The sequence below is a fragment of the Venatoribacter cucullus genome (genome assembly GCF_016132445.1).
Taxonomy (GTDB): Bacteria; Pseudomonadota; Gammaproteobacteria; order Pseudomonadales; family Oceanobacteraceae; genus Venatoribacter; species Venatoribacter cucullus.
In genome coordinates, this window is sequence record NZ_CP046056.1 from 1,450,718 (window position 1) to 1,462,552 (window position 11,835).

Below are 11,835 nucleotides of genomic sequence, written 5' to 3' on the forward strand. Positions count from 1 at the left end.
TAACAGACCTCTTACAGCACTTTGGCTTCGTTCTTCAGTTTGTCGACCAGCTGTTCAATGCTGGCAACCTTGATACCGGCCTTGCGCTGTGCCGGCGGAGTTACCTGAACCAGTGACAGGGTGGACTTAACTTCCACACCCAGGTCAGCCGGAGTGGTGACATCCAGAGGCTTACGTTTGGCTTTCATAATGTTCGGCAGAGACGCATAACGCGGCTCGTTCAGACGCAGGTCAGTGGTAACGATCGCCGGCAGTTTCAGAGCAACGGTACGCAGACCGCCGTCGATTTCACGGGTTACGTTCACTTTTTCGCCATCGATGGCCACTTCAGAAGCGAAGGTGCCTTGCGCCATACCCGTCAGTGCACCCAGCATCTGGCCAGTCTGATTGTTGTCGCTGTCGATGGTCTGCTTACCCAGCAGAACCAGTTGCGGCTGTTCTTTATCAACAACGGCTTTCAGCAGTTTGGCAACGCTCAGGGATTCCAGCTTCTCGTCGGTTTCGACCAGAATGCCACGGTCTGCACCCAGAGCCAGAGCGGTACGGATCTGTTCCTGAGCCACTTTAGGACCAATAGAAACCACCACCACTTCGCTGGCGATGCCCTTCTCTTTCAGGCGCACAGCTTCTTCCACGGCGATTTCGCAGAAGGGGTTCATAGCCATTTTAACGTTGGTCAGATCAACGTCTGAATTATCCGGCTTTACGCGTACCTTTACGTTGTAATCGATAACACGTTTAACAGCGACAAGAACCTTCATAGATTCCTCGTATTTATCTAGTGGATGAATAAAGGGCAAATACCACGCCGACAGGATGACACAGTCAATTTGAGACGCCCTTTCCAGCGCGCCACATTATTGGGATGTTTCTACCCAGCGTCAATAGTAAGGCCAGACCGTCGCGCCAAGCCTATGTTTTGCCGGCGTTTTTCAGTGGAAAGCAGTTGCCTGCGGATGCGCCCAACGTATAATGGCCGCCATTTTGCCTTTCAGGCAGGCGTTTTTGTGGCCGTTTGTGTGCAAAATAATGTTCCGTGTGCCTGACTATAAGGCTGTGAGAGAGTTCCGAAAGCCAACAGCTCCCAGCTCATACCGAGGAGAACAATATGCAACGTGATGTAATGGAATATGACGTAGTCATCGTCGGCGGCGGCCCTGCCGGCCTGTCGACTGCCTGTCGTCTCAAACAACTGGCTGAACAGGCCGGTCAGGAAATTTCTGTCTGCCTGGTTGAAAAAGGCTCCGAAGTCGGCGCCCATATTCTGTCCGGTGCCGTTATCGAAGACCGTGCCCTGGCTGAGTTGTTCCCGAACTGGAAAGAGCTGGGTGCCCCGCTCAATGTGCCGGTTAAAGGTGATGAAGTTTATTTCCTGACCAGCGCCGAAAAGTCGGTAAAAACTCCGAACTGGATGATCCCCAAGCCCATGCACAACGAGGGCAACTACATTGTTTCCCTGGGTAACGTCAGCCGCTGGCTGGGCGAGCAGGCCGAAGCACTGGGCGTAGAAATCTACCCGGGCTTCACCGCCGCTGAATACATCGTTGAAGACGGCGCTATTAAAGGCATCGTGACCGGCGACATGGGCGTGGACGCCAATGGCGAACCCAAAGCCGAATACACCCCGGGCATGGAATTGCGTGCCAAGTACACCGTCTTTGCCGAAGGCTGTCGCGGCCATCTGGGCAAGCGCCTGATCAGCGAGTTCAAGCTGGATGAAGGCAAAGATCCGCAACACTACGGCATTGGTATCAAAGAGCTGTGGGATATTGACCCGGCCAACCATAAAGAAGGCCTGGTACTGCACGGTGCCGGCTGGCCGCTGAGCGAATCCGGTTCTTCCGGTGGTTTCTTCCTTTACCACGCCGAAAACAACCAGGTAGTGGTTGGTCTGATCACTGACCTTTCGTACAGCAACCCGCACGTCAGCCCCTTTGATGAATTCCAGCGCATGAAACACCATCCGGTGGTGAAACAGTACCTGGAAGGCGGTAAGCGCGTATCTTACGGCGCCCGCGCCATCACCAAAGGCGGTCTGAACTGCCTGCCGAAGATGACTTTCCTGGGCGGTCTGGTGGTTGGCTGTGATGCCGGCACCCTGAACTTCGCCAAGATCAAAGGCACGCATACCGCCATGAAGAGCGGCCTGGTCGCTGCTGAAGAGCTGTTTAAAGCCATTCAGGCTGGCCGCGCCAATGACGAAGTGACTGAATTCACTACCGTCTTTGAAGCCTCATGGGCCTGGCAGGAACTGCACCGCAGCCGCAACTTCGGCCCGGCGATGCACAAGTTCGGTACTTTCCTGGGTGGTGCGTTTAACTACATCGACCAGAACATTGTGCCGATGCCGTTCACCCTGCACGACACCACTCCAGACTACGCGACCCTGAAGCCGGCCGCTGAGTGCGCGAAGATTAACTATCCGAAACCAGATGGCAAAATCTCCTTCGCCAAACTGGACTCTGTGTTTATCGGTAACGTAAACCACGCCGAAGACCAGCCTTGCCACCTGAAGCTGAAAGACGCTTCCATTCCGCTAAGCGTTAACCTGCCGAAGTGGGATGAACCGGCGCAGCGCTACTGCCCGGCTGGGGTGTACGAAATTGTTGAAACTGCAGAAGGCGAAAAGCGCTTCCAGATCAACTCGCAGAACTGCGTACACTGCAAGACCTGTGATATCAAAGACCCGTCACAGAACATCACCTGGGTTACTCCAGAGGGTGCCGGTGGTCCGAACTATCCGAATATGTAACATCAACAAGATGTTACAACCCATTGATTTTAATGGGGTTTAAAAACGGCCTTCGGGCCGTTTTTTATGCGCACCAATCGCACCAAAGACAAACAGCGGACACAAAAAAGCCGCCCGCAGGCGGCTGAAGTCTTACGAGAGTGTTACTTGAAATAGGCGTTCTCAGCCTGAGTGTGGTCGGTTACGTCCCGCACCCCTCTTACTTCTGGTACGCGCGAGGTCAGGGTCGCCTCCACACCATCTTTTAACGTCATATCCACCGCGCTGCAGCCCTGGCAGCCGCCGCCGAACTTCAGCACCGCAATGCCGTCTTCGGTCAGCTCTACCAGGCTCACTTCGCCGCCATGCGACGCCAGACCCGGGTTGATTTCGGTGTACAGCAGATAATTAATGCGCTCTTCCACCGGGCTGTCGGCGGTTACCTTGGGCATTTTGGCATTCGGCGCCTTAATGGTCAGCTGGCCGCCCATACGGTCTTTGGCGAAATCAATAAGGGATTCTTCCAGATACGGAACGCTCATCGCCTCGATATAGACGCGCAGCTTGTCCATCGGCTGAATCAGATCGGAGGCATTCACCTCTTCCGGGCGGCAGTACGCCAGGCAGGTTTCCGCATACTTGGTGCCGGGTTGGGTGATAAACACGCGCACCGCCATCCCTTCGATGTTCTGTTTCTCCAGCAGGCTTGCCAGATACTCTTCCGCATCAGGAGTGATGGTTACATAGGTTGTCATAGCCAGTACCTCAGTTAACTGGCGCCATTGTAACGAATGGCGGCCGGCGGCGAAATACCCAACTAAAACAGTTGGATAAGACAAGCGGTTCCCGCTCTGCTACAATCCGCGGCTATTTTTGGGTAGCAGCCTTAGTAATATTATGAGTCAGAACACCTCCCCCCTGTCCGATCTCCGCCAGCAACGTATCGCCCGTCTGAAAGCCAATCTGCAGCAGCGCATCCATATTCTGGATGGCGGCATGGGCACGCTGATTCAGTCCCATCAGCTGGATGAAAAAGACTACCGGGGCAGCCGTTTTGCTGACATCGCTCAGGATGTTAAAGGCAACAACGACCTGCTGGTACTGACCCAGCCTGAGATTATTGCCGGCATTCACCGCCAGTATTATCTGGCCGGCGCTGATATCGTTGAAACCAACACCTTCAACAGCACCCGGGTGTCGCAGGCCGATTACCAGATGGAAGACCTGGTACCGGAACTGAACCGCGAAGCGGCTGCCCTTGCCCGCCGCGTGGCCGATGAGGTGGAAGCCGAAACCGGTATTCCGCGCTACGTGGCCGGTGTACTGGGCCCGACCAGCAAAACCAGCTCCATCTCCCCGGATGTGAACGACCCCGGTTACCGCGCCATTACCTTCGACAAGCTGGTGGCGGAATACATTGAGGCCACCGAAGGCCTGATGGACGGCGGCGCCGACCTGATTCTGATTGAAACCATTTTCGACACTCTGAATGCCAAAGCAGCGATTTTTGCCGCTCAGGAAGTGTTTGAGCGCCGCGGTGAAGAGCTGCCGATTATGATTTCCGGCACCATCACCGACGCCTCTGGCCGTACCTTAACCGGCCAGACCGCCGAAGCCTTCTGGAACTCCGTCGCCCACGCCCGCCCGCTGTCGGTCGGCCTGAACTGCGCGCTGGGTGCTGAAGAGCTGCGTCCGCACATTGAAGAGCTGTCGAATAAGGTCAATACCTATATTTCCGCGCACCCGAACGCCGGTCTTCCGAATGAATTCGGTGAGTACGATCAGTCGGCCGCTGACATGGCGGTGATTGTGGAAGAATTTGCCGCCTCCGGTTTCCTGAACATTGTTGGCGGCTGCTGTGGCACCACTCCAGCGCACATCAAAGCCATTGCCGAAGCGGTACAGAAACATAAGCCGCGGGTTATTCCGGCTATTCGTCCGGCCTGTCGGCTGGCCGGTCTGGAGCCGTTTAACTTCGATGAAGACAGCCTGTTTGTTAACGTCGGTGAGCGTACCAACGTCACCGGCTCGGCCAAATTCAAGCGGCTGATTATTGAAGAAAACTACGATGAAGCGCTGAGTGTGGCGCGCCAGCAGGTCGAAAGCGGCGCCCAGATTATCGACATCAACATGGACGAAGGCATGCTGGATTCGCAGGCCGCCATGGTGCGCTTCCTGAATCTGATTGCCGCCGAGCCGGATATTGCCCGGGTGCCGATCATGGTCGACTCGTCCAAGTGGGACATCATCGAAGCCGGCCTGAAGTGCATTCAGGGCAAGGCCATTGTGAACTCCATTTCCCTGAAAGAAGGCGAAGAAGAGTTTATCGCCAAAGCCAAACGCTGCCTGCGTTATGGCGCGGCAGTGGTGGTGATGGCGTTCGACGAGCAAGGTCAGGCCGATACCGAAGCGCGCAAAAATGAAATCTGTGGGCGCTCCTACCGCGTGCTGGTCGATAAAGTCGGTTTCCCGCCGCAGGACATTATTTTCGACCCGAACATCTTTGCCGTGGCGACCGGTATTGAAGAACACAACAACTACGCGGTGGATTTCATCAACAGTTGTAAGTTCATTACCGACAACCTGCCCCACGCCAAGATTTCTGGTGGTGTGTCCAACGTATCGTTCTCCTTCCGCGGTAACGAGCCGGTGCGTGAAGCCATTCACTCGGTGTTCCTGTATCACGCCATTCAGAACGGCCTGAGCATGGGTATCGTCAACGCCGGCCAGCTGGCGGTGTATGACGACCTGCCGGCGGAGCTGAAAGAGCGCGTTGAAGATGTGATTCTGAACCGCCGCCCGGATGCCACCGACCGCATGCTGGAAATTGCCGAGAAATACCGTGGCGATGGCAGTGTGCAGGAAAAAGAAAACGAAGAATGGCGCAGCCTGCCGGTGCGTGAGCGTCTGACCCACGCGCTGGTCAAAGGCATTAACGCCTTCGTTGAAGAAGATACCGAAGAAGCGCGCCAGGGCTTTGCCCGCCCGATTGAAGTGATTGAAGGCCCGCTGATGGACGGCATGAACGTGGTCGGTGACCTGTTCGGTTCCGGCAAAATGTTCCTGCCGCAGGTGGTGAAAAGCGCCCGCGTAATGAAACAGGCGGTGGCTTATCTGCTGCCCTTTATCGAAGCCGAAAAAGACGGCAAATCGGAAACCCAGGGCAAGATCCTGATGGCGACCGTAAAAGGTGACGTCCACGACATCGGCAAAAACATCGTTGGCGTGGTGCTGCAGTGCAACAACTTCGAGGTGATTGACCTCGGTGTGATGGTGCCGGCGGAGAGAATCCTTAAAGTCGCCAAGGAAGAAAACGTCGATATCATCGGCCTGTCCGGCCTGATTACGCCGTCACTGGATGAAATGGTGCACGTGGCCCGTGAAATGCAGCGGCTGAATTACCATCTTCCGCTGATGATCGGCGGTGCCACCACCTCCAAAGCCCACACCGCGGTAAAAATTGAGCCGCAGTACAAGAATGACATTACCGTCTATGTCGCCGATGCTTCCCGTGCCGTGGGCGTGGCCCAGAAGCTGGTGACGCCGGAGGCTAAAGCCGCCTTTGTGGCCGAGCGCCGCGATGAATATCAGGCCGTGCGTGAACGCAACGCCAACCGCAAGGCCAAGGCATTGCTCAGCTATGACGCCGCTTGCGCCAATGCCTTCCGGCCGGATTTCAGCAACTACAAACCCGTAAAGCCCAACAAGCTGGGCGTTACGGTGTACGAAGCCTTCGACCTGGCTGAGCTGGCAGAATACATCGACTGGACCCCTTTCTTTATGTCGTGGGAGCTGGCCGGTAAATACCCGCGCATTCTGGAAGATGAAGTGGTCGGTGAAGCCGCCACTGCCCTGTTCAAAGATGCCCAGGCCATGCTGGCGCGCATCATCGATGAAAAACTCTTTACCGCCCGTGGTGTGGTCGGCCTGTGGCCGGCGCAACGCCGTGGTGAAGACGACATTGTGGTGTTCAGTGAAGACCGCAGTGCCGAACTGGCCGTGCTGCACCAGCTGCGCCAGCAAACCGATAAGCCCAACGATCAGCCCAACTATTCACTGGCCGACTTTGTCGCACCGGAAGGTTCGGTCGATGACTACGTCGGGGCTTTTGTGGTCACCGCCGGTATCGAAGCCGAGAAGCTGGCCCATTCTTATGATGCCAAACACGACGACTACAGCAGCATTCTGATCAAAGCATTGGCCGACCGCTTTGCCGAAGCCTTTGCCGAACGTCTGCATGAAATCGTGCGCAAGGAACTCTGGGGCTACGCCGCCGATGAGCAGCTCAGCAACGAAGAGCTGATCAAAGAAAACTACAAAGGCACCCGTCCGGCACCGGGTTATCCGGCCTGCCCGGATCACACCGAGAAAGCCACCCTGTTCCGCATTCTGAATGCCGAACAGGCGACCGGCGTTTCGCTGACCGAGAACTTCGCCATGACCCCGGCCGCCTCGGTCAGTGGCTGGTATTTCTCACATCCGGAGGCCAAATACTTCGGACTGGGCAAAATCGACCGTGACCAGGTCGAAGACATTGCCCGCCGCAAAGGCATGACCATGGACGAAATGGAGCGCTGGCTGGCGCCTAACCTGAGCTACGACCGCTAAGATATGAACGGGCTGCTGCTGGTCAGCCGCCTGCTTGGCATTGAGCCGCAGCGGCTGACCCGGATTCTCAGCATCGGCATCCCCATTATTGGCGGCATGCTGTCGCAGAGCCTGATTAACCTGGTCGATGCCGCCATGGTCGGCCGGCTGGGGGAAACCGCTCTGGCCGGGGTGGGCGTGGGCGGTTATACCACCTTTATTACCGTGTCCATGGTGATGGGTTTATCGGCCGGCGTGCAGGCACTGGTGGCCCGCCGTCACGGTGCCGGTGACACCTCCCTGCACGACCCGCTGACCGCCGGCCTGCTATTGGCCGTGGTGGTTGGCATTCCGCTCTCGCTGCTGTTTATCCTGATGGCTCCCTGGCTAATCTCTTTATTCAATTCTGATCCGCAAGTTCTTGATATTGCAGTACCTTATTTCGAATGGCGCACAGCAGCTACCGTTGCGGTAGCCATGAACTTTGTGTTCCGGGGGTACTGGAGCGGCATTGGTCAGGCGCGCATTTATCTGCATTCCCTGCTGCTGATGCACCTCGTTAATGTGGTGGTCAGCTATGTACTTATTTTTGGCATCGGCAGCTGGCAAGGTTATGGTGCCGTGGGTTCCGGCATGGGTACCAGCATTGCGCTGTTCTTTGGCGCCGGACTGTACAGCTGGCTTACTTTCCGCCGGCGCAGCGGCCGTTTCCGCTGGCCGCAACGTCACACCCTGCTGCAGGTGCTGCGACTGACGGTACCGAATTCCACCCAGCAAACCCTGTTTGCGCTGGGAGTCAGCGTGCTGTTCTGGATTATTGGCCAGGTCGGCACCCAGGAGCAGGCCATTGGCCATATTCTTATCAGCCTGGCACTGCTGCTGATTTTACCGGCGGTCGGGTTGGGCATTGCCTCCACCAGTCTGGTCGGCCATGCCCTGGGCCGTAACGATACCGCCGACGCCTACCGCTGGGGCTGGGAAGTGGTGCGGGTAGCCATACTGATGATGGCCCTGCTCGGTCTGCCGCTGTGGCTGTTTCCGCAGCATATTCTTGGTATTTTCACTCCCGATCAGCATCTGATTGAACTGGGCAGCTGGCCGTTGCGTATTACCGGCCTGAATATTGTGTTTGAAGTGACCGCCATGGTACTCACCCAGGCGCTGCTGGGCGCCGGCGCCAGCCATCAGGTGATGCGCATCAGCCTGAGCATGCAATGGGGGGTGCTGTTGCCGCTGGCCTATCTGGCCGGTCCGGTGGCCGGTTTCGGGCTGCTGGGAATCTGGTTGCTTCAGGGTCTGCAACGTATTACGTTGTCGCTGATTTACGCCCTGATCTGGCGCTCACGGCACTGGGCACGGATCACTCTCTGACTGTCTGATGTCCCCTTGCGGAGTTTTTATGCCCAGCCACAGCATGCCTTTTGCCAGCCCCGATGCGTATGAATACCTGCCGCCGGTTATTGCCCACCGCGGCGCCAGTGGTTCGGCCCCGGAAAATACCCGGGCCGCGATTGCGCTGGCCGCCCATCAGGGCGCGCGCTGGATTGAAGTGGACGTAACAATCTCCGCCGATGGCATTGCCGTAATCCACCATGATGCCGATCTGGCGCGTTGTTCCGACGGCAGCGGACTGGTGATTCAGAAGCGCCTGGCCGAGCTGAAGCAGTTAGACGCCGGCAGCTGGTATGCCGCTGAGTTCGCGCAGGAACGGATGCTGACCCTTACCGAGTTACTGGTGCTGGCCAACCAGCTGGAACTGGGGCTGAACCTGGAAATAAAACCCACCATTGGCCGCGAGCCGGAAACCGTCTGGGCCATGCACAAAGCCTTACAACAAGTGCCGTTTGAGCAGGCGCTGCTGTTCAGCAGTTTCAGCATTCATGCCCTGCAGGCCGCCCGCCGCCATTTGCCGCACGTAACCCGTGGTCTGAACGTTGAGGCGATTCCGGCCGACTGGCAGCACCGGCTGGAAGAAGCCGACTGCGCCGGCCTGCACTTTGCGCGCGAGTTTTTCGATGCCCAGGCGGTTAAAGCCATCCGGGCTGCCGGTTATCACTGCATGGTGTTTACCGTGAACGACCCGGATGACGCCCGCCAGTTATTACAGGCGGGTGTGGATGCGGTATTTACCGACTTCCCGCAACGTTTGCTGCAGCATTTGCAGGGGCGCGCACCACTGGGCAAACACTGAAAAACACGGCTTTCTTTAGAGCCTTCAGTTATTTTCATATAGATAAATAGTCATTTTAAGAATATAAGGCGTCTGCTATTGTTCGCCGCCATAACCATTCCTCTAACTAACGACAGGTTAGCAACCGGGTTACTATGTACGTTTACGATGAGTACGATCAGCAACTGCTGAATGAGCGCGTCGCCCAGTTCCGTGGGCAGATGGAGCGTTTTCTGGCCGGTAAAATTGCACCGGACGAGTTCCTGCCGCTGCGCTTGCAGAACGGCATTTATATTCAGCGCTACGCCCCGATGCTGCGTATCGCCATTCCTTACGGTGCCATCAGCTCGGTGCAGATGCGTAAGCTGGCCCATGTGGCGCGCACCTATGACAAAGGCTATGCCCACTTCACCACCCGTCAGAACCTGCAGCTGAACTGGCCGAAGCTGGAAGAATGCCCGCAGATTCTGGCCGAGCTGGCCGAAGTACAGATGCACGCCGTGCAGACCAGCGGCAACTGTATCCGCAACACCACCACCGACGAATACGCCGGGGTGATTGCCGAAGAAATTACCGACCCGCGCCCCTACTGCGAAATTATCCGCCAGTGGTCAACCTTCCACCCGGAATTCGCCTTCCTGCCGCGCAAGTTCAAAATTGCCGTCAACGCCGTCCCGGGTGCTGACCGCGCCGCCATTCAGATTCACGACATTGGTGTGAACCTGGTGCGCAATGACGCCGGTGCAATCGGTTACCGCATTCTGGTCGGCGGCGGTTTAGGCCGTACCCCGGTTATCGGTGAAGAGATCCGCAGCTTCCTGCCGGAAGAAGACCTGCTGACCTATCTGGATGCCATTATCCGCGTCTATAACCAGTTCGGTCGCCGCGATAACAAATACAAAGCCCGGATCAAGATTCTGACCAAAGCACTGGGTATTGAACGCATGCGCGAACTGGTGGAAGCCGAATGGGAACGTACCCGCCACAGTGACGGCAAACTGACCCAGGCTGAGCTGGATCGGGTGAAGAAACACTTTACCGACCCGGCCTATCGGGAGCTGGCCGACGAGCCGGCAGAACTGACCACTGCGCGCACAGAAAACGCTGCCTTCGCCCGCTGGCTGGGCCGCAACGTGCGCCAGCATAAAAAAGCCGGCTACGCCGTGGTTACCCTGACCCTGAAACAGAAAGGCACCCCGCCGGGTGACATTACGTCTGAACAGCTGGATCAGATTGCCGCCCTGGCCGATCAGTACAGTTTTGGTGAAATCCGCTCCACCCATCAGCAGAACCTGGTACTGGCCGATGTGGAACAGCGTGAACTGTTTAACCTGTGGCAACAGGCCAAAGCCCTGGGGCTGGCGACGCCGACTCTGGGCCTGCTGACCGATATGATCTGCTGCCCGGGCGGCGACTTCTGCGCCCTGGCCAACGCCAAATCCATTCCGGTGGCGGAAGCCATTCAGGTGCGCTTTGACGATCTGGATTATCTGTACGATCTGGGCGAAATCGACCTGAACATTTCCGGCTGCATGAACGCCTGTGGTCACCACCACGTCGGCAACATCGGCATTCTGGGCGTGGACAAAAAAGGCGAAGAATTCTTCCAGATTTCCCTGGGCGGCAACGCCGGTGAAGAATCGACCCTGGGTAAAATCCTCGGTCCCTCTTTTGCCCGCGACCAGATCCCGGACATCATCGCCAAAATTCTGGATTTCTACGTCGTCAAGCGTCAGGACGGCGAATCGTTCCTGGAAACCTACCGCCGTATTGGCCACGACCCGTTTAAGGAGGCGATCTATGGCCCAGCTCATTAAGAAAGGCCAGCTCGTCACCAGCGACGAGTGGCAGCGTCTGGACGATGAGGCCGTAATGGCCGATTACAGCCTGATCAGCCTGCAACGCTGGCAGGATAATGCCGAATCACTGGCGCCGCTGGCGCAGGCCGGTAAAATCGGCCTGTGGCTGAACAGCGAAGACACCGCCGACCGGCTCGGCGACGACTGCCGCCAGTTCAGCATCATTGCCATTGAGTTCCCGAAATTCAGCGACGGCCGTGGCTACAGCACTGCCCGCCTGCTGCGTGAACGTCATGGCTACCGGGGCGAACTGCGCTCGGTGGGCGATGTCCTGATCGACCAGCTGTTCTTTATGCAGCGCGTGGGCTTCGATGCCTTCGCCCTGCGCGATGATCAGGATCTGAACGACGCCCTGGCGGCCTTCGCCACCTTCAGCGTCTGCTATCAGAACGACGTGCACGACCCCCGCCCACTGTTCCGCCGTCGCGGCTGAACAGGAACGCCGGATACAAAAAAGCCGTCAGAGATGACGGCTTTTTTGTTGGCTC

General features: G+C 57.1%; 8 protein-coding genes. 6 read left to right on the plus strand and 2 right to left on the minus strand.

What is annotated here, in order from left to right:
* Positions 1 to 11 precede the first annotated feature (11 nt).
* A complete protein-coding gene (locus GJQ55_RS06875; protein ID WP_228344242.1) occupies positions 12 to 761 on the minus strand; it encodes an electron transfer flavoprotein subunit beta/FixA family protein in 750 nt (249 codons plus the stop codon).
* A 347-nt stretch (positions 762 to 1,108) separates the two neighbouring features.
* Between GJQ55_RS06875 and GJQ55_RS06880 the strand changes: the two genes are divergently transcribed.
* Positions 1,109 to 2,752, plus strand: a complete 1,644-nt coding sequence (locus GJQ55_RS06880; protein ID WP_228344243.1) for an electron transfer flavoprotein-ubiquinone oxidoreductase — start codon at positions 1,109 to 1,111, stop codon at positions 2,750 to 2,752.
* A 143-nt stretch (positions 2,753 to 2,895) separates the two neighbouring features.
* Here the strand turns inward: GJQ55_RS06880 and nfuA are convergent, their stop codons facing one another.
* Positions 2,896 to 3,486 (minus strand): Fe-S biogenesis protein NfuA, encoded by a 591-nt coding sequence (nfuA, locus tag GJQ55_RS06885; protein ID WP_228344244.1) that lies wholly within the window; start codon positions 3,484 to 3,486, stop codon positions 2,896 to 2,898.
* Between the two features lie 142 nt (positions 3,487 to 3,628).
* Between nfuA and metH the strand changes: the two genes are divergently transcribed.
* The 5 genes from metH (at position 3,629) to GJQ55_RS06910 (ending at position 11,780) form a co-directional block, all read left to right on the plus strand.
* Positions 3,629 to 7,339 carry a methionine synthase gene (metH, locus tag GJQ55_RS06890; protein ID WP_228344245.1) on the plus strand — a complete coding sequence of 1,237 codons (3,711 nt, stop codon included), beginning with the start codon at positions 3,629 to 3,631 and terminating at the stop codon, positions 7,337 to 7,339.
* Positions 7,340 to 7,342: 3 nt separating this feature from the next.
* On the plus strand, positions 7,343 to 8,689 hold the full coding sequence (locus GJQ55_RS06895; RefSeq protein ID WP_228344246.1) for an MATE family efflux transporter: 1,347 nt from the start codon (positions 7,343 to 7,345) through the stop codon (positions 8,687 to 8,689).
* A gap of 28 nt (positions 8,690 to 8,717) precedes the next feature.
* Entirely contained in the window at positions 8,718 to 9,509 is a 792-nt protein-coding gene (locus GJQ55_RS06900) for a glycerophosphodiester phosphodiesterase family protein (RefSeq protein ID WP_228344247.1), read from the plus strand.
* Positions 9,510 to 9,643: 134 nt separating this feature from the next.
* A complete protein-coding gene (locus GJQ55_RS06905) occupies positions 9,644 to 11,305 on the plus strand; it encodes a nitrite/sulfite reductase (RefSeq protein WP_228344248.1) in 1,662 nt (553 codons plus the stop codon).
* Positions 11,289 to 11,780: a DUF934 domain-containing protein gene (locus GJQ55_RS06910; RefSeq protein ID WP_228344249.1), complete on the plus strand. Its 492-nt coding sequence runs from the start codon at positions 11,289 to 11,291 to the stop codon at positions 11,778 to 11,780. Before GJQ55_RS06905 ends, GJQ55_RS06910 begins: the two co-directional genes overlap by 17 nt.
* The last annotated feature ends 55 nt before the right edge of the window (positions 11,781 to 11,835 follow it).

Excerpts from the sequence above, each read along its gene's own strand:
- GJQ55_RS06875 (WP_228344242.1), bottom strand. The coding sequence starts at position 761 with ATGAAGGTTCTTGTCGCTGTTAAACGTGTTATCGATTACAACGTAAAG.
- GJQ55_RS06880 (WP_228344243.1), top strand. The coding sequence starts at position 1,109 with ATGCAACGTGATGTAATGGAATATGACGTAGTCATCGTCGGCGGCGGC.
- nfuA (WP_228344244.1), bottom strand. The coding sequence starts at position 3,486 with ATGACAACCTATGTAACCATCACTCCTGATGCGGAAGAGTATCTGGCA.
- metH (WP_228344245.1), top strand. The coding sequence starts at position 3,629 with ATGAGTCAGAACACCTCCCCCCTGTCCGATCTCCGCCAGCAACGTATC.
- GJQ55_RS06895 (WP_228344246.1), top strand. The coding sequence starts at position 7,343 with ATGAACGGGCTGCTGCTGGTCAGCCGCCTGCTTGGCATTGAGCCGCAG.
- GJQ55_RS06900 (WP_228344247.1), top strand. The coding sequence starts at position 8,718 with ATGCCCAGCCACAGCATGCCTTTTGCCAGCCCCGATGCGTATGAATAC.
- GJQ55_RS06905 (WP_228344248.1), top strand. The coding sequence starts at position 9,644 with ATGTACGTTTACGATGAGTACGATCAGCAACTGCTGAATGAGCGCGTC.
- GJQ55_RS06910 (WP_228344249.1), top strand. The coding sequence starts at position 11,289 with ATGGCCCAGCTCATTAAGAAAGGCCAGCTCGTCACCAGCGACGAGTGG.